Origin of the sequence: Pelagicoccus sp. SDUM812005 (assembly GCF_031127875.1) — a bacterium.
Taxonomy (GTDB): Bacteria; Verrucomicrobiota; Verrucomicrobiia; order Opitutales; family Opitutaceae; genus Pelagicoccus.
This window is the reverse complement of record NZ_JARXIA010000036.1, coordinates 1-23,618: the sequence shown is the minus strand read 5'-3', so window position 1 is coordinate 23,618 and position 23,618 is coordinate 1. Positions and strand designations below refer to the sequence as shown.

General features: G+C 59.5%; 11 protein-coding genes. 8 read left to right on the top strand and 3 right to left on the bottom strand.

The features are described from left to right. The first annotated feature begins 219 nt into the window (after positions 1-219). The gene (locus tag QEH57_RS24020) at positions 220-3,903 is read left to right on the top strand and encodes a TonB-dependent receptor plug domain-containing protein (protein WP_309009352.1); all 3,684 of its coding nucleotides are present in this window, start codon (positions 220-222) and stop codon (positions 3,901-3,903) included. Between the two features lie 103 nt (positions 3,904-4,006). Beyond that, positions 4,007-4,435 (top strand): hypothetical protein, encoded by a 429-nt coding sequence (locus QEH57_RS24015; protein ID WP_309009351.1) that lies wholly within the window; start codon positions 4,007-4,009, stop codon positions 4,433-4,435. A gap of 21 nt (positions 4,436-4,456) precedes the next feature. Here QEH57_RS24015 and QEH57_RS24010 read toward each other — a convergent pair whose 3' ends face one another. Next, positions 4,457-7,993, bottom strand: coding sequence for an FG-GAP-like repeat-containing protein (locus tag QEH57_RS24010; RefSeq protein WP_309009350.1), 3,537 nt, complete (start codon positions 7,991-7,993; stop codon positions 4,457-4,459). Between the two features lie 152 nt (positions 7,994-8,145). On the opposite strand from QEH57_RS24010, the gene QEH57_RS24005 reads away from it, so the two are divergent. Next, a complete protein-coding gene (locus tag QEH57_RS24005; protein ID WP_309009349.1) occupies positions 8,146-10,599 on the top strand; it encodes a hypothetical protein in 2,454 nt (817 codons plus the stop codon). A gap of 26 nt (positions 10,600-10,625) precedes the next feature. Here QEH57_RS24005 and QEH57_RS24000 read toward each other — a convergent pair whose 3' ends face one another. Then, the gene (locus tag QEH57_RS24000; protein WP_309009348.1) at positions 10,626-12,566 is read right to left on the bottom strand and encodes a sialate O-acetylesterase; all 1,941 of its coding nucleotides are present in this window, start codon (positions 12,564-12,566) and stop codon (positions 10,626-10,628) included. 42 nt (positions 12,567-12,608) lie between these two features. Continuing rightward, a complete protein-coding gene (gene galB, locus QEH57_RS23995; RefSeq protein ID WP_309009347.1) occupies positions 12,609-15,347 on the bottom strand; it encodes a beta-galactosidase GalB in 2,739 nt (912 codons plus the stop codon). A gap of 287 nt (positions 15,348-15,634) precedes the next feature. Here galB and QEH57_RS23990 point away from each other — a divergent pair, with 287 nt between their 5' ends. The 5 genes from QEH57_RS23990 (at position 15,635) to pyk (ending at position 23,340) form a co-directional block, all read left to right on the top strand. After that, on the top strand, positions 15,635-18,718 hold the full coding sequence (locus QEH57_RS23990; RefSeq protein ID WP_309009346.1) for a sensor histidine kinase: 3,084 nt from the start codon (positions 15,635-15,637) through the stop codon (positions 18,716-18,718). Next, positions 18,715-19,350, top strand: a complete 636-nt coding sequence (locus QEH57_RS23985) for a response regulator transcription factor (RefSeq protein WP_309009345.1) — start codon at positions 18,715-18,717, stop codon at positions 19,348-19,350. The genes QEH57_RS23990 and QEH57_RS23985 overlap by 4 nt, the downstream gene beginning before the upstream one ends. Positions 19,351-19,439: 89 nt before the next feature. After that, a complete protein-coding gene (locus tag QEH57_RS23980; RefSeq protein ID WP_309009344.1) occupies positions 19,440-20,870 on the top strand; it encodes an ATP-binding cassette domain-containing protein in 1,431 nt (476 codons plus the stop codon). 99 nt (positions 20,871-20,969) lie between these two features. Beyond that, positions 20,970-21,761 carry an MBL fold metallo-hydrolase gene (locus QEH57_RS23975; RefSeq protein WP_309009343.1) on the top strand — a complete coding sequence of 264 codons (792 nt, stop codon included), beginning with the start codon at positions 20,970-20,972 and terminating at the stop codon, positions 21,759-21,761. Positions 21,762-21,879: 118 nt separating this feature from the next. After that, positions 21,880-23,340, top strand: a complete 1,461-nt coding sequence (gene pyk, locus QEH57_RS23970; RefSeq protein WP_309009342.1) for a pyruvate kinase — start codon at positions 21,880-21,882, stop codon at positions 23,338-23,340. Positions 23,341-23,618: the final 278 nt, after the last annotated feature.

Sequence of the window (23,618 nt, the reverse complement as noted above, 5' to 3'; positions counted from 1 at the left end):
TACCCCTCGCCTAGCGGCCTACCCACCGACGCTCCCCGGAATTTCCGGGCCCCCGCGAGCCAAACCACTGCTACCTACCCCTATCGCCGATTTCCAGCGCACGACTCACCCTGTCGCCGCACCGCCCCACCCCTTTTCGACTCTACCCCTTTTCGCCAATGGCAAACGCCAGCGGCAAAACGAAAAAAAACGAACCCATACCCAAAACAAGCTACAACTATGCATCGTAAAGCTACAGACAACACTGCGCCCGATCGCCAGCGATCCCTCCGGCTCGCCTGCGCGCTCGGCCTGATCGGCTTCGCCCCGCTCGCCTTTTCCCAGGACGACGCGGACGAGGAGGTCTTCGAGCTCAGCCCCTTCGAGGTCACCGCGGACGACAACGAAGGCTACCGCGCCAGCAGCACCCTCGCCGGCACGCGCATCCGCACCGACCTCAAGGACGTCGGTTCCGCCATCTCCGTCTACACCGACGAGTTCCTCAAGGACGTCGGCGCCACGGACAACACCACCCTGCTCCAGTACACGACCAATGCGGAAGTGGGCGGCACCCAGGGCACCTACGCGGGCACCGGAAACGGAACCGACGTGGAAGAACGAGCGGCCCTGCAAAGCCCTAACTCCAACAATCGCGTCCGCGGGCTCAGCGCCGCCGAAAACACTCGCGACTTCTTCGTCTCCAACATCCCATGGGACGGGTACAACGTAACCCGCGTCGACGTGCAGCGCGGAGCGAACTCCATCCTCTTCGGCCTCGGCAAGCCGGCCGGCATCATCAACGCCTCCCTTCAGGACGCCTCCTATACTAACGAGGGCAACGCCACCATTCGGTTCGGTTCCTACGGATCCATCCGAACCAGCGTCAACCTGAACAAGGTCTTGATCGAAGACCAGCTCTCGGTACGGGTCGCCGCCTTGATGGACGATCGCAAGTTCCAGCAGGATCCCGCCTTCGAAGACGACCACCGCGCCTACATCGCCCTCCGGTACGAGCCGAACCTCTTCGGCAACGACTCCATGAAGACCACCTTCAAGGCCAAGTACGAAACCGGCGACATCGAAGCCAACCGCCCTCGCAACGTACCTCCCTACGACAGCGTATCGGCCTGGTTCGCCCCTAAGGAAGTAAGCGACAGCAATCCCTTCGGCGGCATGGGCAAGGTTCTCGTCAGCGATCTCTTCGACGCGGAACGTCTCCGCGACAAGGAGGAAGCCGGCGCGGAATGGCAGCCCTACCTCGGCGGCGGACTGTACAACGTGCAGCAGCCCTACTGGATCTTCGACGGCGGCACCGGCGAACTCCAAGACGTGCGCGGCGGCTTCTACAACGTCGGCGCCCTCAACCCCGACGGTTCCGCCCGCGGCGCCGGCGAGGGCCTCATCGGCAAGCGCTACTCCGGCCCCTTCGTCGGAGTCAACAGCCTCAGCGGCGTTGCGGACGACCTTGACCTCTACCTCAACGAGTACGGACAATACCGCTCGCAAACCATCACCGACACAGGAGTCTTCGACTACAACAACATCCTGATCGACGGCGATACCAAGCGAGAGTACGAGAACTTCGACGCGATCAACCTCGAGTTCCAGCAGACCGCCTTCAACGACCGCATCGGCTTCCAGGTGATCTACGACCAGCAGGATTACAGCAGAGCCAACCAAGGCCTGCTCGGCTGGCGTCCGCGCATCAACATGGACATCCTAGAACGCTGGGAAGACGGCAGCCCCAATCCCAACGTTGGACGCCCCTACATCGTCACCTCCAGCGGCGGAAGCGGCGGCTCCTACGAGACCAATCGCGAATACTTGCGAGCCACCCTCTTCGCGGAACTACGGGCCGACGACTTCTTCGACTCGGACAGCCTGCTGGCAAAGATCCTCGGCAAGCACCGCTTCAACGCGGTCTCCAGCGAGGAAGACTTCCAGACCCAGTCCCGCAGCTGGCAAAACAACTCCACCGACCAGACATGGGACGCGTTTTGGAACGGTACGGATGGATCCCGCTCGGGCATCAACAACCGCCCGCCGATGTCCATCATCTACCTAGGCGACAGCCTCATCAGCACCTCCTCCGCCTCCATGGCGAACATCCCTGGCATCCAGGGCCGTTCCTTCGAAAACACCAGCGCCAACGCCTACCTCTTTAATCCCAAGTGGATCGCGGGCGGTGGCGTCGACCCCGGAGCAGCTTGGGCCGGACCGAGCACGCTGCCCGCCGCCGCGCAGCTCATGTTCAGCGACGAAGCTCCCGAGGGCGGATGGACCCAGGCATCCAACCCCGCGAACTACGAAAGCTGGACCCGCTACCCCGTCGGCGTAGTCAACAACTACGGCATGGGCCAAAATCCTGACCTTCTGACGGACTGGAAAATGGACCAGCGGGAAACCAGCTCCATCGCCGGCACCTGGCAGGGCTTCCTCTGGGACGGAGCGCTCGTCACCACCCTCGGCTGGCGCCAGGACGAGATCAAGAGCCGCGAGGACGTCGCCGAAAAGATCGCAAGCAACCGCGGTCGACTCGACCTCTCCCCCGACGCCTTCGGTCTCCCCGCCCAGTACGAAGCGGGCAAGATCCTCAAGGACCAGTCGGTCAGCGGCGGACTCGTCCTGCACTTGAACAAGATCCTGAACGACGACCCACTGCCCTTCAACCTCAGCTTGACCTACAACAAATCGAGCAACTTCGAGGTTGGAAACGTCCGCAGCGACTTGCTCGGCACTCCGATCGACAATCCGAGCGGAACCTCCAAAGACTACGGATTCGTCCTCTCGACCAAGGACCAGCGCTACTCGCTTCGCGCCATCAAGTACAAGTCGGAGATCAACCTGGCCTCCTCCTCGCTCGAAGCCGGCGCCCTTGGCGATATCATCGCCAACGGTCTGCAATGGAGAAACATCTACCTCTACGACCTCGGAGGCTACTCCTACGACACCAGGGACCAACCCAGCTACCGCAACCGCGCTTCCAACTACTACAGCGTCGGTAGCGACAGAAAGTACGAAGTCGAAGAGGACTCCCCCGAAGAGCTCGCCCTTGAAGATTCGATCATCGAAGCCTGGAACAAGATCCAAGGCGACTTGACCGCAAGCGGCTTCCTCGACGCGTGGGGCATCACCAACGTAACTCCGCTGGACCAGCTCACCAACCGTTCGACCTATATCAGCGATCCTGCAGCCTGGGCTCCTTCCAATCTGGATACCGTCTACCAGTATTCAAATTCGGATACGCCGCCGGCTAACTTCGCTGTTACATCCGACACGATCTCAGAAGGCTACGAATTCGAGGCCATCGCCAACCCGACCGACAACTGGAGAATCTCCTTCAACATGTCCAAGACGGAAGCCAGTAACAACAACGTTGGCGGCGAATTGATCAACGACTTCATCGACTACCTCGATACCGAGCTCTCCGGCCCCGCCGGCGATATCACCCGTTGGGGCGGCAACCCGATCTTCAGCCAAATGTACCTGCCTTGGCGCGCGAACTACGTCGCCATGAAGCTCTCCGAAGGCACCGCCGTTCCCGAGCTTCGCAAATGGCGCTACAACGTCGTCACCAACTACTCCTTCAAGGATGGCAATCTCAAGGGCGTAGGCATCGGCGGCAGCTACCGCTGGCAGGACAAGGTCGGCATCGGCTACCCACTCGTGCCGGAAGGCGACCTGTTCGGATTCGATATCGCAAATCCGATCTATGGCCCATCCGAGGACTTCATAGACCTCTGGGCGAGCTACCGGAAAAAGCTGTCGGACAACATCGACTGGAAAATCCAGATCAACGTGAAGAACGCCTTCGCCGACGACAGCCTCATTCCGATCTCCGTGCAACCGGATAACGAAACCTGGGCTGCCGCGCGCAGAGCTCCTGTCCAGGAATGGATGATTACCAACTCCTTCAGTTTCTAATTCCTCAACGAAGTTGTCTTTCGTGATAGCAGCCCCTCGCCTCGTGCGGGGGGCTTTTTCATACCAGCTCCCCTCGTATTATCATTTCAAATACACATTTTCGATGAATAAGCTAAAGCTAACGATCCCCCTCCTCGCCGCCCTGCTTTCCTTGTTCGGATGCCAAACAACCGAACCCCAAGCCGGAAGGGAAATCAGGTCCCCACTGTTGGACATCGCCAAAGGAAGCCACCAAGATGACCTCATAGCCGCTCTCGGAAAACCCACGCGAATCGAAGCCTACGCGGACGATCCGGAACGCGTAAAGATTTGGGTCTACGAAACCGAGTCTTCGGTAACCGAAATGATCACCGGCCGCTACGAAGAGATTCCCTACTTCGATCCGATCACCCTAGAAGAACGAACCATCAAGGAGCCAGTCTTCCTCCCCAAGACGAGAACCACCACTCGCACCCTCTATTTCTACGTCATCGACGAAAAGGTCTTCGGCTGGAAGGTCGAAGAGGAAACGGAAAACGAAATCACCGACTAAATTTCTAAGCGGCTAAATCGCTTACTCTTGAATGCTGAAATAACCCGCTTCCCCAGGCAGCTCATGCCTTGAGCTCCCTCCCGACGGCCAGCGAACAAGCAACTCAGCGCTCTCCAAGGCTTCTCTCGGAACGGAAAAGTAAACCAACGCTGCAGACTGACTCGCATAGCCGCCGCCGGCCTGAACCTCCTCCAGCCACGAAAGTTGCCCGTCGCAAAGCACCGACACCCTCGCGCCGACCCCGCTTCCGTTTCCACCCTTGCCCTGTAAGCGCAAGGCAAAGCAAAGCCGATCGCTCGGGATCTCATTCCGAAAGGCGAAGCTCCGGTCGTCATTGCGGGTGCCCACCGCATCGGGAACGGCATCCCCGTCGAAATCGATTTTCACTAGAGCTTTCGCGTTGCCCGCTACCAACCATCCGCTCGAGGTCGCAGGCACGAACTCGAAAGCACCCGAGCCATCCCCTCTGAAAAAGCCGCCCAAACCGCTATCGAATCGGCCATGAGCAGGAATCGCGGAAAAGTCGTTCTGCACCAAGAGCAAGTCGCAGAGCCCATCTAGGTCGAAGTCGCCGGCTTGCATCCCTTGAACTGGCGCCAACTGAGCGACACGCGGCAACGGCTCAAAGGCATAACCATCCGCTCCACCGCTTAACAGTACCCCGCTACGCAATTCCTCCGCCGAAAAAACCGAAGCCCTTACCAATGCCTCCTCACCCACGATCTCCGCCAAGCTCGCCCTCGCAAAGTCGTCGTTCGACGGAAACCGCGATCTAACTTCCGGGATCTTGGCCATCAACTCCCCCCTGCTCGCCAAAGGATAATAAGCGCCCTCCCTTTCGTAGGCCATCAGCGTCATCAAGTCCGAACTCCGCGAAAACCGGCCGTAGAACAAATTCAAAGCACCCTCGCCCCACTGAGAGTAAATCATATTCAAACCGTGGTTACCCAACGCGTAGTCCAAAATACCGTCCCCATTGAAGTCGCCTGAAGCTAAGGACGTCCAAAGCCCGTGGCCAGCGTTGTCGAATCCCCACTTTTCCGATACATCCGCGAAGCTTCGTCCCGCCTCGTTTCGAAAGACGCGCACGCCGCCCCACTCAAGAGCGACCACCAAGTCGGTCCACCCGTCGCCATCCACGTCGCTGGCCAAAGCGGAAGTCACCAACCCCACTTCCGCTAATCCCGGAGCCAGGGAATCCGTCGCATCTTCAAAAGCGTCTCCCCTTCTCATCAACAAAGCGCTGTAGGCCGGTTCCGGATAATAGCCGGGAAAAAGGCGTCCCCCGATAAACAGATCCAAAGCCCCGTCCCGGTCGAAATCAGCAGACACGACAGCGCCGGCGCTGATCGGCGTAGAAGGCAAAATCCCCTCCTTCGCTCGCACGAAACCGCGAGCGCCAGCGTTCAGCCAAAGTCGTGGCTCGTACTCCGGCTCTTCCGCCGGCAAGGCCGCCCCGCCACCCGTAAAGACTATATCATTCAGCCCATCTCCGTTCGCGTCGAAGATCAAAGGCGGTCCATCGTTTATAGGAGGGACTTCGCCAAGCGGCCCCGTATCCATAATCCGGTACTCTCCTTCGCTCAGCTTCAGAACCTTCGCGCCCGACTTCGCTGTCGCGCCCAGCAGGATTTCATCGAGACCGTCTCCATCCAGATCTCCCACCGCCAGTCCGGGCCCGCGACGATTGAATCGCTTCGGTAAGAGTGCTTGGGCAACCGTTCCCTCCAATACCTCTTCCTCTTGCGCCAGCGAAAGCCCGATCTGCTCCGAAACCTCGCGAAACCGGACAGGAGCCGCTGCCCTACTTCTCGACCCCAAGACCGGTTCACCTTCCTCCTCGATAGTATAACGAAAGCCGGCTGCTATGCCCTCGTATCGCTGCTCGATCCCGCTCGGCCAATACACCGTCAAGCTCTCGATCCCTTGATCTTCTCCTAAGCCGAAATGCGCGATCGTTTCGCTCGTCGACAAATAGCCGCGAGCCGACACCAATTCACGCACCTGTAGTCTCGATTCCGATACAAGTTCAATCCGCGCTCCTAATCCGAAGCGATTCGAGTGGACTCCCTTCAGCTGCACAATGACCCGTTGCCCCGCCTGGCTATCGTTACGCAATACCGTGGGCCCTGCCTCGTAGTTCGTATAAACAAGGTCCAAATCGCCATCATTGTCCAAATCGCCGAAGGCAGCTCCGAAGCTCACGCCCTTTTCACTCAAGCCCCACTGTTCGCCCACCTCCTCGAACTGCAGGTCGCCTCGATTCGCAAACGCGAAGTTTGCCTGCTCAAGCACTGGGCTCGCCTTCAGGATCCCGATCCGCCCCCAAGCGTTCACCGAAGCCATACGCTTCTCTATCAAGTCCAAATTGTTCTGCTCGCGATCCATCCCATTGGTCACAAACAAATCGAGCCGGCCATCGTTGTCCAAATCTTCGAAGCGCGTCGACCAAGTCCAATCCGTAGCCGAAATCCCCGCTAAGATCGCAGCTTCGTAGAAGCGGCCTTTACCCGAATTCACATAGAGCGCGTTCTTCAGCAACTGCAGCGCCGTTCCCTTGCTCTCGTTCCGCCGCGCATCCAACAAAGCTCGCGAATCGGATTGCCCTCGATGCTCCTTCTCGAGAGTCGATCCTGCCATGTCCGATACGAAAAAGTCGATATGCCCATCGTTGTTCACATCCCCTAAATCCGCTCCCATCGAGGAAAAAGAGGTATGGGGGACCGTCTCGTCTAAGACATTGGCAAAAGTTCCGTCACCGTTGTTTCGATACAAAAAGTCGGGGGGCCCGAAATCGTTGGCCACATAAAGGTCTTGCCAACCATCTTCATCGAAATCCCACCAGGTCGCGGAGTGCCCTTGCGTCAAAGTCCCCAAAATCCCCGCCTCTTCAGTGACTTCTCGAAAATAGCCATGGCCCTCGTTGCGAAACAGCCGATCTCGCTGTCCATCCGGACTCGCCACCGAATCCATCAAGTTCGTCTGCAGGTACATGTCCAGCCAGCCGTCGCGATCGTAATCCGCAAAACAGGCCATGCCCGATCCGTCGACGACCGCGAGCCCGCGCTCCTGACCGACTTCCTCGAAACGCCCGTCACCACGGTTCAAATACAATAGGTTCGCCGCGCGCAACCGGCAGACATGAAGATCCAAAAAACCGTCGTTGTTCACATCCACGAATGCCGCCCCTTGCTTCCAGGCTCCACTTGCATCCACGAGGGCCGCCGCTTCGGTGACGTCTTCGAAGCGAAAATCCCCCAGATTGCGAAACAGGCGACCCGTATCTAATTTGCTCACTATATAGACATCCGCCAATCCATCCTTGTCATAGTCTCCAATCGCAACTCCCGTACCGATCGCTCCCAGGGCATACTCGCGATACAGCTGTCGCCACATGCTCGGATCGTCGTAGTCGTTCGTAACCACAATACCAGTACGCGATTCCGGAAGCTTGGAAAACAGGGTCTCGCTCGCCGCAAGCGATGGCGGATTCAAGGCCGTGGAGGACAAGCTCTCGCTCGCTTCGGACAGAAAGCCCGGAGAAACGCTACCCACCATACCCAAAAGAAAAAAACACCTGTTTCGAAGCTGATTATTCCTCGCAAATTTCTCCTCTCGGGGCAGTCTCAAACGGATCATACTAGTTACCCCAAACAAAGCTTTCCGCCCGCACCAAGTCAAGGGCAAGGCCCCGTCTAGATCCGCCCCACATGCCTCAAGCCAAACAAGCTTCCCGCACCCTTTTCCACAAACTTGAACCCCATCTATGGTGGGTCTCCCTAGTCCTCGCATCCGCGCTCCTCATCACAGCGACCTCGCGGCGTATCGAGCGCGTTGAAGCACTGAGCAGCTATCCCACTTGGTCCACCCCAGCGCCCGCAATCGACGCCACTAGTCCCACCGGATTGGAGGGCGGACAGCGCTCGCTCATAGTCACCGGCCACCACAATCCGAGCTTCGCATGGATAACGGAAGCGCAGCAGGCTACCGAAAAGGGCCTATGGAAAATTCGCTATATCGACTACGACTCCGCCCCGGACGGCAGAACGACTTCGCGAACCTCGCCGTACCGCTGGTGGTTGATCTCGATTGGCTGGATCCACTCTTTGGCGAGCGACGTTCCGCTTGGCTACGCGATCGAGCGGGCCAGCCTCTACGCGGATCCGATCCTGCTCGCCCTCCTTCTCGTCGGCGGAGCTCTCTATTGCCGACGCTACCTCTCGTCAACGGCCTCGGCAGGCTACTCGATCGCTTGCGTATCCATTTATCCACTATCGGCAAACTTCCAGGCCGGAGCTCCAGACCACCACTCCCTAGCCTGGACCTTGGCAATGGCTAGCCTTCTCCCCCTTTTCGCCAGCCTTGGCTCCGCTCGCAACAAACGGTCCCACTCGCTCCTAGCGGGCGGAGCCGGAGCCCTTGCCCTCTGGAACGATGCAGCCAGCCAGTTTCCCATTCTCCTCGCCATCCTCGTGGGAGGCATCGCCTTCGAACTGCTCCGTAAATCCGCCTCCCCCGCGAGCGAAAGTCAATCCCACTGGCGAGCGTGGTCCTTCGCAGGCGCCGCCCTCACCCTGACCGCTTCCCTCTTCGAGTTCGGCCTCTCCTCCTTCACGAATACGCTTGAATCCACAAGCCCGATACACGCCATCACAATCCTCGGAATTGGAGAATGGCTCCATGCGGCCAATGCCCGGGGCAAGAACGGACTCAAAGGCTTCGACAAAAAGTGTCTTCCCGGTATCGCCCTTGGCGCGATAGCCCTGCTTGCTTGGCCAATTGCCGGGTTCCTCACCGATTCCGCCACGCTTTTCGCTGGCGATTTCTACGCGCGGCAACTGGCAAACCATCCGGCCGGGGGGATCGATCCTCACCTAGGAGCCTGGCTGGGACAAGCGTCCGGCACTGCGAAACTCGCCTGCCTGATGCCTGCTTTAACCCTTCCTCTCCTTTTCCTTTCCCGCATCTTCTCTGCAAAATACGACGCAGACGCCAAAGCCCGCTTCGCCTTCGGCCTGGCCCCCCTCCTGCTAAGCATCGCTCTCGGCATCTTTCAACTACGCTGGTGGAACCTCTTCGACATCGTTGCCATTATCGCTCTCGTCGGGCTCGTTCACGAAGCCAGCAAGCACAAGCAGTTGGCAAGCTTAGCCGCTTTGCTCCTCTTCATCCCGGGATTGATCGTGGGCTTTCCCCAAAAAGTCGATACAACCTCAGGCCTGGAACTGTCATCCACCGAAACCCAGCTCATCATCCAAAAGGACTTCGCCTACTGGCTCAACAAGCGCTCAGGCGGAGAACCCATCACGCTCTTCTCCTCGCCCTTGTTCTCGGCCGCGGCTGCCTACTACGGCGGATTCCGCTCGATCGTCTCTACCGACGACGAAAACGAACTGGGCAAGCAAACCGCCATCCGCATCGCCAGCGCCGGATCCGCCCAAGAGACCAGCATCCTGCTCAACGCCTCGGGAATCACCCATATCGCCCTCCCGCTTTGGGATCCGATGCTAAACCACTTCGTCCGCATCGGTCTGAAAGTTCCCTCCGGACAGGAGCTTCCTCCCAACGCCTTCGCCGTGGCCCTGCGGGACTGGGAAGTTCCCGTCTGGCTTCGCACCCTCAACTACCAAACGCCCCAAGCCGCCCCTTTTAAGGACTACCGCATCAGCAGCTTCGCCCTCGGCCCCGAACAATCTCCCGAGCTTGGCCTCAGTCGACTGGCCGACATCTTCGTCGAAAACGGGCAGCTTTGGGAGGCTAAATCCATTCGCGGAGCTCTGCTCAACTATCCTCGAGACCTCAACGCCCTCGGTGCCATCGCCAACATCGACTACGCACTCGGCGATCCCAAACAGCTGGAGGAATCCTTGGAAAAGCTGATCCCTTACCTCTCCCGTAGATCCGCCCGCAATCTTCCCGCCGATCGCCGGATCAACCTCGCCTCCCTCTTCGTCCGCACCCAACGCATCGAACTCGCGAAAGAGCAACTTCAGGCCTGTCTCGCTGATTTGGATACAGAAACGCTGCGACTGCTCACTCCGACCGCGATCGCGAGTTTGCTCTTCCTTTCAAAGTCCCTCGGAATCCCCTTCCCCGACCCGAAGCTGAAGGCGCAGGCGCTCGAGCTCATCGCTCCCAACCTTCGCTCGGAACTGGCGAAGTAAGAGAGCGGCGCCCTAAACGCACTCAACTACTCGACTTCAATCTCGAACGGCGAAGCCGGCAGACCTTCCGCGTTATAGAGATTGGCATGTTCCGGATTGTCCGCCCATGCGTAGCGCACCCGTGTAGGCTCCGGCACCGCATCGCTCCACACCATAATCTCATCCCCTGCGATCCGAGCATCCGCCCAAACGAAATTGCCGTCTCCTCCGGCGATCGCAAATTCCATCAGCTCCCCGCCTTTCGCCCGCAAGCCGCCTCCCACATTCCGGAAGCTCAACGCCACCTGTCTTCCACGCCTTTCCGCGGAATCGATCAAAGGCCCCGAGCTCACCAGCTCCGTTTCTCCGTAAGCAACGCGACGCGCTTCCAAAGCGAGCCGCTTCCCCACGGTTTCCTTATCCAAAGGGTGGATATCGTTCCACTCGCCTGCGTCGATCGTCACCGCCATGCCCGTATGTTCGAGCTCCAAGGCCAAGCGCTGCTGCTCCCTCAAACGCGCCCACGCGCTCTCGCTCGGTTCCTCCTTCGATTCCATGAAGTTCGGCAGTTGGGCCCAGACAAACGGCAAGTTCGCCCGCCCCCACTGCTCGCGCCACCCCCCAACCAATTGGTTCAACAATTCCTGATAGTTGTCAGGCGTCCAAGCGTTCGACTCCCCTTGGTACCAAAGCACGCCCTTCAAATCGAGCGGCACTAGCGGGGCAATCATCGCGTTGTACAAGCCCATTGGTTTCCAGCGGATAAAAACCGTACCGGGCCGCTCGTACAAAACCGCTCCCACCTTGTACTTCCAGTCTCCGCGCAAATCGATCGTTGCATCGTCCACCACCAAGTCAAAGGGCTTGTCTCTCGTGAACGAGCCTCTTCCCGAATGACTGAAGGCTCGGATCGCAATTACATTCTCCCCTCCCTTCAGCAAACCGGTCGGCACCTCGTATCTGCGGGGTGGATACTGGTAAGTCGTCGCCCCGACCTTAACTCCATTGAGGTAGGTTTCATCGGCATCCACGATGGTACCCAAATACAACATACCGGACTTCCCAGCCCTCCCGGCCGGAACCTCGAAAGACTTGCGGAACCAAACCACGCCATTCATCGGCTCTAGTCCCCCTTCGTCCCAAAACGTGGGCAGCGTCATGCTCGACCAATCGCGGTCCGCAACGTCCGGATCGTACCAAGGCGTCTCGCCCCGCAATCCCTGATCCTTCTCCTGCGCCGCCCGATCCCAATCACTGTAGATGGCGGCATTCGAAGATTCCGTACGCTCGATCAAAGCGTCGTCGCGCCAACGCTTTGCCTCCGCCAACTCTTCTGGATACGCCTCCAGCATCGCTTCGCTGAACCAGCACTGTATCCGAGAACCGCCTACACTTGAATTCACGACCCCGATCGGCACCCCCTTTTCGCGTTCGATCTCCTTGGCGAAGAAGTATCCAACCGCGCTGAAATCGAGAATAGAGTTCGGCTCCGCCTTGATCCAAGAGCCCGACTGAACGTCGTTTCGCTCCTGCTTGAAATCGTAGCTGGTAGGCACCTTGAAGTAGCGGATCCGATCGTTATTCGCCGCAGACACTTCCTCAGGAAAACGTTCCTTCACCCGCTCCATGGTCAGCTCCATGTTAGATTGCCCGGAGGTCAACCACAGGTCGCCCACCAGCACATCCTGCAGCACGATTCGATTCTCTCCCTCCACCTGCAGCTCGAAGGGTCCCCCCGCAGCTTGCGGTTCGATGCCCACCGTCCACTCGCCTCGTTCGTCAGCAATCGCTTCGAACGCCTTGCCGCGAAAGGTCACGGTCACTCGCTCCGATGCGTCCGCCCAACCCCAGATACGAGCCTCTTCCCCGCGTTGCAAAACCATACCGTCGCTGAGCACCTTCGGAAGCCGTACCGCAGCGAAGCCGCCGACGCAGCAGGAGAGAGATACGGCCAATGCCGCCAACGAAAAGCTTCGTTTCGCATTCATAGAATTCGTATTAAGGGGATTTTGGATACAAAGGAAATCAGCTCACTTAGTGGTCACAATTGAAGCCGTCGCGGCAGCGACTCCGTCGCCGGAAACCGTCAAGGTCAAGTCGCCCGCCTCACCCGGCTTCCCCTTTACGATGACTAAGCACAAGCCATTGAAGGCCTCTCTCTCAAGCGACTTGAAAGAGACCAGACTAGTTGGGTCACCGTTATCGGTCGCCACGATCTCGCCAGGTCCCTCCAGTTCGAAAGTCAAAGGAGTCTTCGCGTTGCGTACGAAGCGACCCGCATCGTCGAGGATCCTTACGGTGACAAAGGATAGATCCTTGCCGTCCGCCTTGATCTGCTCTCGATCCGCCTTCAATTCCAAAGCGCTTGCGGCGCCGGTCGTCTCCACCGCAGCGCGGGCCCACTGCTTCCCTTCCTTGTAGGCGACCACTTCGAGTTTTCCGGGCTCGTAAGCGACCTCATCCCAACGAAGCCTGTATTCAAATTCACCCTTCACCTTCCGACCCAGGGATTTTCCGTTGAGGAAAAGCTCAGCTTCGTCTCCAGATGTGAATACGTGAACCGGCGTCACCTCTCCCTCGCGTCCTTCCCAATCCCAATGCGGCAGGATGTGGGCCATCGGATAGTCTGGACGCCAATGGGCCTGGTAGAGGTAGAAGCGATCCTTCTTGAATCCGGCGAGATCGATCACGCCGAAGTAGGAACTGCGGGCCGAGTAGTACGGGGTCGGCTCACCCAAGTAATCCCAACCGCTCCAGATGAAACCACCTCCCACATAAGGGTGACGCTCCAAGGATCCGAGCACCTTGTCGGCCGAGGAACCGAAGGGCGCTGTATACAGCTCGTAGGAACTCACATGGGCCGACACCGGATCCCCACCCGCTCCGTCAGCCACCGGAGCGCTGATGCCATCGGCCACAGGGAAAAGGTACTCGCCGCGCGAGCTCACCGCAGCGGCATTTTCGCTGCTGATGATCATTTTGTCCGGATACGCGTCGTGAAACTTCGGATACAGGGGCGGCGTGTTGATTCCTTTCAAGTGAGCATAGGCAGGAGCGTTGCGAATTCCCTCCCCTTGGTAGTTCAAGCTGACGGTGTCCATTACCGCGGTGATCGGCATGTGCGGCTTGGCAAAGTTGAAAGACGCCGCGGTCGGACGGGTCGGGTCTTCTTCCTTCGCCATATCGTGCAAGCGTTGGGCCAAGGCGGCGCCGGCTTCCTCCGTATACTGTTCACCAACTTCATTGCCGATGCTCCACATGATCACCGATGGATAATTGCGATCCCGTCGAATGAAGGCCCGCAGGTCCGGCTCGTGCCACTCCGGAAAGATCAGGTGAAAATCGAGCGGAGTCTTCTTGCGGGCCCAGCAGTCGAAAATTTCGTCGATAACCAAAAAGCCCATACGGTCGGTCAGCTCGAGCAATTCGACCGCTGGCGGATTGTGGGCAATGCGAATCGCGTTGCAGCCCATCTCCCGCAAGAGCTCGAGCTGACGCTCCGCCGCTCGCACATTGAAGGCCGCACCCAAGGCTCCCAAGTCGTGATGCTGGTTCGCCCCCTGCAGGTAGATGCGCTCGCCATTTACGAACAACCCCTTCTCGCCGTCGAAGCGCAAGTCGCGAATGCCAAAGGTAGTCTCGTAGGTGTCAACGCTCCCGTCGGTCGCGCGCACTTTCGTGATCGCCACGTGCAGATGCGGTTCTTGGGTCGGATACGGCCCCCAGAGCTTGGGGTTCTTGATCACGACCGAATCCGCAAAGGTGGCGCTCGCTCCCGCCTCGACTTCGCCTTCAAGAGCTTTGAGGGACGCGATCTTCCGTCCTTTCGCCTTCCCGTTTTCGTCAGCCCGGAAAATGTCAGTGCTCACCACAACGCTCGCGGCGCTGTCGCCGTCGTTTTCCACCGTAACCTCTAGGGAAACCGTCGCCGCCTTTTCAGAAACCTCCGGCGTGGTAACGTAGGTCCCCCACTGGGCCACATGTACCTTGGGAGTCTTGGTCAGCCAGACGTTGCGATAGAGGCCTCCTCCCGGATACCAACGAGAGGAAAAGGGAGGGTTGTCCACCCGAATCGCGATTTGGTTCGCGCCTCCAAAATTCAAATACGGGGTCAAGTCCACTCGCCACGACGCGTATCCGTAGGGCCAGCCGCCCACCAAATGCCCATTGCACCAAACCATCGCGTAGGACATCGCTCCATCGACATCGAGAAAGATCGACCGAGCCTGATCGGCCTCTGGGATATCCAAGGCCCGACGGTACCAAGCAACGCCCGGACTTGGCAGGCGCCCCATGCCCCCGCCCACCGGCGCGTCCCAGCCTTCCATAAACGGCCCCTCGATCGCCCAGTCGTGCGGCAAAGTCACCCGCTCCCAAGCGCTGTCGTCGAAATCTTCCTGCACGAACGGGAAATCGCTTCCTGGATTGCCTTCCGGTCGCTGGTGCCGATCGGATGGATTTTTGATAAAGTCGTTCGCCGTTGGCAGTATCCAATCCTTAAGCACAGGCTCCCTCGCCTCCACCTCGACCGCGGCGGTCGGCTTCGCGTCGGCAGCCTTTCCGTCCTCGCCATCCGTCACCTCCGGACGCACATCGTAGATGAGCCGATCCGCCTGCTCGGCCGACGCGTATTTCATGAAGCGCCACTCGTCGTTGATCGAAATTCGTTCGCGAGAAGAGCTGGCTCCTTCGGTTCGGGCCACAAGGGAGCTTGCGAGGAACCCCGAAGCGATCATCGCCAGCAGGGTTGAAAGTGCATATCTTTTCATAGGGAAATATTGAGCAATGGGGTGAGTGAACGCAGGTCAGGCGCAGCGCTACTAAGGGAGTGCTAGCATACGCAGCGATTCAACGCTATCCGAGGCCTATAAATAGAGCGGGAAGCAAGCCGCCTCCACAAGCATACGATTGGCATAGCTTCACTATGACTATAGTCATACTGGATACGAAAGACCTTGCGCCGCCATTGTCCCCCAGCCTGAAACTAAGGGATACCTCCCGTCTCGGTCACGCCCCTGACACAAGCCCACCCTCTGCCGATCGAAACGAAATCTCCATGCGCCCAGTTCTTCCGCAGTTCAAAGCAAGGACCTCACTCCCCAGCAACACGAAAAGACATCGCAGAAAGGTTCTTCACCAGCTCTTCGCGGGCGCCGCTCTCGCAGCCCTCCTATTCCTGTTTCCGGTTTCACTGCACGCTTCCATCGAAATCGGTTTCCCCTTCAACCGATCCTATTCCCTCGAAGAGGTCGGAGTATCCCGCGGCGTCCAACTCGGCTTCGACCCAATCGGCCGACTCGCCGCCATCGACCGCAACAAGTACGTCGTGCTCAACGACTCCACCTGGATAAACCTCCTCGAAGCGGACCAGATCTCGAGGAGCTACACCAGTTCCACCGTCGACCCTAGCGGCACCATCTACTATGGCAGCCTTTCCTCCTGGGGGACCCTGCAACCGGGTTCCAACGGTCTGCTCAAGCGCGTCTCGGTTCGTCCGGAAAACGCTCCTCGCTGGGTCAACTCCACCTCCTTCTCCCACCTCATGACCTTCCGGGAAGGCATCTTCTTCGCAGGCATAAACGGACTCGTATACTGGGACCGAAGCTCCGGCAGCCAGCGCTTCATCGAAGCCCCCGATCTCGTGCAGCTCTTCCAACTTGGATCGAAGCCCTACCTCTCCTCCCATAGCCTCGGCATTTGCGAGATCGATATCGAAACCGAAACCTTGCGCCCCATCGACCTCGGGCTCTCCGCCCGCACCACTTTCCTGGACGCCGTTGAAATCGGAGAGGGATATGCAGCCGTCTCCACCACCGACCACGAACTCGCCCTCTTCGACGGCCAAAAACTCCTCCCTTGGCCCAACGAGCTCGGCTCCCAGCAATCCACCCAGATCTCCAACCTGCTGCGCCTGCCGGACGGAGACCTCGCCGTCGCCATCGACAATCGCGGACTCTTCATCCTGACTCCCGCCGGAGAATGCAAGCAGGCCTTCACCACTCCCGAATACCACCTCATCAACCACCTTGCCGCTCGCGAAGCAGGCGTGCTCTGGGTCGTTACCGAAAGCGAAATCCAAAAGATCCTCTACAGCGACCCCGTCACCCTGGTCGACCAACGTTCAGGCGTTACCGTCAGCTGGCCGCAACTGATCGAGCGTAAAGACGATAGCCCGCTCATCGTTTCCCACGGCACGCTCTACGCAATAGACTCCGGAAACCACGGACTGTCGCCCCGCTTTCGACGGCTCCCAAACCTGCCCGATTCCGGCGTCCTCGCCGCCATCCATCTCGCCGACCAACTACTCGTCGGAAATCGAGACGGGGTGTATCGAAAAACCTATGACGGATTCGAAAAGGTGCTGGCCAACATCGAAGTGAACCGCCTGCTGGAAATTGGCCCGGACCGTTGCCTCGCAATCGGCCGCGCCAAAATCGCCGCCCTAGAATGGAACGGCAGCCGCTGGATCGAGGCCGCTCCCAGCGTCCCCGGTGTCGGCTTCCCCTATATCTGCATCACCACCGACTACGCCGCATGGATCGAGCTCGGAAACGATCGCAGCGCCCGCGTCACCCTCGTCGACGGCAGCATTCAAGCTGAAGTCTTCGAAAGCTATCCTTGGAGCGAGCCCTCATGGGTACACGTCGGAGTCGTCGACGACATCGTCGTGCTCGTAGGCGACGGAGACGGACACCGTTTCTACGACGACAGACGAGCCGCCTTCACCGAAAGCCCAGAGCTCGAGCAATTGATCGCCGAAGCCCCCACTCCCATCTTTCGTCCCATCCAAGACGCCAGCGGCACCATCTGGGTCGCCCACGACAACGGCATCTACGCCATCGAAAAAAGAAACGGACGCTACCATTTCGACAGCGATTCCTACCGCACCATCCGGGCCCACGTGCCGATCCTGCAACGCACCGGCACCCACGACATCTGGGTTACAAACGGCTCAACCCTCTTTCACGTCACCCAGCGACGCGCCTCCCGTACGCCACCGCCCCACCAGCCCTTACTCGTATCCATCACCGACACCCAAACCAATAGAATCCTGTATTCAGTTTTTGGATCCGTACCGCCCCCCGACAGCTTCCCCTTTTCGCTCAACGACCTGGAATTCCAGTTTTTCGGCGGCAGCTACGCCTCCGCCAGTTCGCCCTTCTACGAATTCGAGCTGACCAGCGGAGCCACCAACTGGACCATCCGCAGCACCGAATCCACCCTCGAGCTCTCCAACCTCAGCGAAGACACCTACCGCCTCTCCGCCCAACTCTCCGACTCCGCCCGGCGCCCCATCAGCGAACCGCTCCTCGCAAACTTCGTGATCATCCCGCCTTGGTTTCGCACCCGCCTCGCCTACGCCTGCTATTGGGCAATCTCCGCCGTCGCCATCCTCGCCCTCGCTCTCATCGTCGCCACCCGCAGCAAACGCCGACACGCCTACCTCGAAACCCTGGTGAACGAACGCACCGAGGAACTCCGCAGCACCCTCGAGAAGCTCAACGAAAAGGAACGCAAGGCCGCCATTCTTTCCGAACGCAACCGCCTCGCCAGCGAGATCCACGACAGCGTGCAACAGGGGCTCAGCGGACTCGCCCTCCAGCTCGAAGCGACCCTCAAGCTCCCCGAACTCGTCAAGTCCGTGCGCTCCCGGCTCGACGTAGCCAAAAACATGGTCTCCTTCACCCGCCACGAAGTCCAGCAAGCCATCTGGGGCCTCGAGTCCCCTCTGCTCGAAAACTCCGACCTCGCCAGCGCTCTGCAAAAGATGGTCGAACTCCTCCACTCCGGCTCCCCAAGCATCGAATTCCACAGCTGCGGCGAACAAAGGAAGCTCGCCCCCAGCACCCAGCACCACCTCCTGCGCATCGCCCAAGAAGCCGTCACCAACGCCATCAAGCACGCCCACTGCCAGCAAATCCGCGTTCAGCTGGATTTCGACGACGACACCGTAACCCTGCAAGTCCGCGACGACGGCGTCGGCTTCCAACCCGACGAGGTACTCACCCACCGCATCGGCCACTTCGGCATGCGCGGCATGAAAGGTCGGGCCGCTAAAGTCAAAGGTCGCCTCCAAATCCAAAGCGAGCCGGGCCACGGCTCCCAAGTCCGCATCACCTGCCCCCTCTCCGAAACATGAAAACCCAGAAAAAAACCAAGATCCGCATCCTCCTCGTAGACGACCACATCGTCCTTCGCATGGGACTCGTTACCGCTACCAACGGCGAGCCCGACATGGAAATCGTCGGCGAAGCCGAGAACGGAGCCGAAGCCCTGGAAGCCTTTCGCGAGACCAACCCCGATGTAGTGGTTCTAGACCTACGCATGCCGGAGATGAACGGCTTCGAAACCATTCGCCTCATCAAGAAGGAATCCCCCAGCGCCCGTATCCTCGTCTTCAGCAACTACGCCGACGGCGACGAAGTCCTGCAGGCCTTTCGCGAAGGCGCTCTCGGTTTCGTCGTCAAGGAAATGCCGCTCGAGCAACTTCTCGACGGTATCCGAAAAGTGAATAAGGGCGAACAATTCATGCCGCCCGAAATATCCGCTCGCTTGAGCAGCCGCGTCGTTTCCCAGCTTTCCCCACGCGAGCTGGAAGTCCTCTCCCTCGTGGCCCGCGGCCTCAGCAACAAGGAAATCGCCAACGAGCTCCACCTCGTGGAAGGCACCGTAAAAGTGCACCTCACCAACATCCTCTCCAAGCTCGGCGTTTCCGACCGCACCCAAGCCATCCTCGCAGCCGTCAAGCGCGGCATCATCAGCATCGACTAAGCTCCACGCCTCTCACCCACCCGCTCCAAGCTTCCCTTTTCCGCCCGCCCTGCCAATCTACTCCGCACCATTCGAGTCATTCTCCAATCGTGCGTATCCAAAAACTACAAACAAACGCTCTCCACCTTTCCGACTGGGACCTCCTGCCCGAGCAAATCTGGTGCGTGCTCGGCAACAACGCCTCCGGCAAAAGCCAGCTGGCCGCCGCCCTCTGCGGAGAGCCCCTAGCCGGCGAAGTCCAAATCGAAGACGCCCCCATCTCCGCCGCCTGGGTCGGCTTCGAAACCCTGCAGTCCCAGTACGAAGCCCAGCTCGCCCAGGACGACACCGACTTCCTCGACCGGCAAGACCACGGCTCCACCGGCTTGGAGCTTCTGCTCGAATCCGGAGCCGAAGAAAGCCAGGCCCGCCGAGAAGCCGAAAAGTTCGGCATCGCCGAGCTACTCGATCGCGGCTGCCGCCTCTTCTCCAGCGGCGAGCTGCGCCGCGTGCAAATCCTCGCCGAATGGCTGCGCCAGCCCGACCTGCTCATTCTCGACGAACCCTTCGACGCCCTCGACGTGCAGGCCTACGCCGAGTGCTCCGCCCTCTTCCAGAAGCTTGCCGCGGAAGGCCAACGCCTCCTGCTTCTCGTCAACCGCGTCGACGACATCGCCCCCTGGGCCAGCCATCTCGCCCTCCTGCAGGACGGACGCCTGCTCGCCCACGGTCCCCGTTCCGACGTCCTCAAAACCGAGGCCTTCCAGCGAATCTCCGCCGCCGCTTCCCCCAGTTCCCTGGAGCTGCCGCCCCCGCCTCCCCTCGATTCCCCGCCGACCCGCCCCCTTGTTAAAATCGAAAACGGTTCCGTTAACTACGAAGGCGTGGCGCAATTCGCCGGCTTCGACTGGACCCTCGAAGCGGGCGAGCACACCCTCATCACCGGCCCCAACGGCTGCGGAAAGTCCACCCTGCTCGCCCTGCTCACCGGCGACCACCCCCAGTGCTACACCAACCATCTCGAAATCTTCGGCTACCGCCGGGGAAGCGGAGAAAGCATCTGGGACATCAAGCGCCACATCGGCTACGTTTCCCCTAGCTTGCACCGCGACTACCGCGTGAGCTGCTCGGTCGAAACCGCCGTCCTATCCGGCTTCCATGACAGCATCGGCCTCTACCAAGCCCCCAGCGCCCAAGAAGTCGCCAGCGCCCGCCAATGGCTGGAGCTCTTCCAGCTCCAGTCCCTCGCCAGCCGCCCCTTTCGCTCGCTATCCTATGGGCAACAACGGCTCACCCTGATAGCCCGAGCCCTCGCCAAACAGCCCCTGCTCGTCATCCTGGACGAACCCACTCAAGGCCTCGACGACCTGAACCGCCACCTCGTCCTCGCCTGCCTGCAGCAGCTCGCCGCGCTCCAACGCACCACCCTGCTCTTCGTCAGCCACCGGCAAGACGAGCACCTACCGCTCTTCAAGAAGCACCTTGACTTCCAAGCAAACCTAGAAAAAAGCCCTCGTTTTAAGATACGTAAGCTCAACTAAATAAACCTTAACAGTTACGCCCAAACGCGGCTGCTCTCATTTTTAAGTTCCATAATCTAGGACTCTAATCCCTAATCCCGCCCAATTTTCCAAATGACCATGCAATTCTCAATCCTAGGAAGCTCCAGCTCCGGCAACGCCGGCCTGCTGCTCACGGAAAATTGCAAGGTCCTCATCGACGCCGGCTTCAGCTGCAAACGCCTCTGCGGCATGCTCGAAGAACGCCACGTCAAGCCGGAGGAGATCGACGCCATCTTCGTCACCCACGAGCACAGCGACCATATCGCCGGCATCTCCACCTTCTCCAAGCGCTTCGGCCCCAAGATCTTCGCCAACCCGCTCACCGCCAAGGCCATCCAGCCCAAGCTCAAGAACAAGCCCAACTGGGCCCTCTTCCAGACCGGCGCCCAGTTCGAGTTCCGAGACCTCACCATCGAGAGCTTCTCCATCCCCCACGACGCCCACGATCCCGTCGGCTACAAGTTCACCTCCGGACGCGGCGACGACCTCTTTTCCCCAATCAAGCGCATGGCCTGGGTCACCGACCTAGGATTTGCGCCGCAGAACATAGCCCAGCGTATCCAGGACGTAGACACGCTCGTGGTCGAGTCCAACTACGACGACCAGATGCTGCAGGACGACACCCGTCGCCCTTGGGCCCTCAAGCAACGAATCAGTGGCCGCCACGGCCACCTTTCCAACACCGCGGCCAAGGACCTGCTCGCCTCAATCGAGCGCCCCCGATGGAACCGCGTTTACCTCGCCCACCTGAGCAGCGACTGCAATAGCGCCGCTGCTGTCGACACTACCTTCGCCGAACTGCGCCAAAACGCGCCCTTCCACATCGAGACCATCCGCTCCGGCGAAGGCTGTGCCCTCGCAGCCGTGTAGGACCCACCTACCCCCCTCGATCGCGAACCGGCGCGCGAACGCCACAACCCACACCTTGCCATCAGCAGGCAGGGTGAAAACCTAAACAAACTCTCTTCACACTCAGAACTAATACATCATGTATCAGGACTCACATCGCATACCACGACGCACCAAGATCGTCTTCACCATCGGACCCGCTACCGACAGCGAAGAAATGCTCGAAAAGCTTATCGGCGAACACTTCGTCGACATCTGCCGCATCAACATGGCCCACGCCAACCACGACTACGTCCGCACCGTCGTGCGACGCATCCGCAAGGTCGGCGAACGCCTCAATCGGCACATCCCTATCATGATGGACGTCAAGGGGCCCGAAATCCGCACCGGCGACCTCGAAGCCCCCATCGAGCTCCAGCCCGGCGAAATCTTCGACTTCACCATCAAGCCCGGCAGCGACGACGGAAAATCCGGCGACGAAGAAATCCGCTCCGTCAACGTCAACTACGCTGAACTCATCAACGACGTCGAAGTCGGCTCCATCGTCCTCGTGGACAACGGCCTGATCCGCCTCGAAGTCCTCGAGAAGATCAACGCCCGCATCCGCTGCAAGGTCACCATCCCCGGCGAGCTCACCAGCCGACGCCACATCAACCTCCCCGGCGTCAAGGTCAACCTCCCCGCCCTTACCGAAAAGGACCGCGGCGACACCCGCGTCGGCATCGAGGAAGGCGTCGACTTCTACGCCCTCTCCTTCGTCCGCGAGAGCTCCGACCTGCAGCTCCTGCGCGACTTCCTCGACGAAAACGGAGCCCACCGCGCCCTCATCATCGCCAAGATCGAAGACCAGTCGGCCATCACCAACCTCGACAGCATCGTGCGCGACTGCGACGGCCTCATGGTCGCCCGTGGCGACCTCGGTATCGAGTGCCCCTTCGAAACCTTGCCCATCATCCAGCGCAAGGCCGTCAAGGCCTGCCTCACGCTCGGCAAGCCCGTCATCATCGCGACTCACATGCTCGAGTCCATGATCCACAGCCCCATGCCTACCCGAGCCGAAGTCACCGACGTGGCCAACGCCGTGCTCGAGGAAGCGGACTGCGTGATGCTCTCCGGCGAGACTACGATCGGCGAGTACCCCCTCGCCTGCGTGGAAGCCATCACCAAGATCGAGTCCCAAGTCGACCGCAGCGGCGAGAAGGCCGGCTACGCCAAGCACTTCAAGCTACGCAGCGACAAGGCCAAGATCCAGCACTCCGCCGTGGTCATGGCCAACGAGCTCAACGCCGTCGCCATCATCTGCTTCACCCGCACCGGCAACATGGCCAAAGGCGTTTCCGCCCAGCGTCCGGAACGCACTCCCATCTTCGCGTTCTCGAACTCGCACGACACCATCAAGCAGCTGCGCATGCACCACGGCATCATCCCCTTCGAGATGATCTTCTGCACCGAGCCCGACGCCACCGTCAGCCGCGCCCTCAAGCACCTCAAGAAGATGGGCTACATCATCCCCGGAGACAAAGTCGTCGTCGTATCCGACATCCTCGCATCCGACTCCGTCATCGACTCCATCCAGCTCCGCACCGTGGCCGCCGACTAAGCAACCACGCAAAAAACTCACCCACACCAAACGCGAGCCCACCCGGCTCGCGTTTTTTTCGTACAAAATCCCTAGCGGAGTCGGACGTCTCCGAATGCAGTACGGTACCGAACTAAAACGGTTCACTACAGCCACTCCCTGCCTCCAAACGCACGCCTGCTCTTTCACACCTAAGAATGCAAAGTATTAACCTACGTAAGGTGTAAGGGATGCGATCTATCCAATAGGCCAACATTACATATTTATTACTAGCGATTCTAAGATTCACCCCCCCCCCC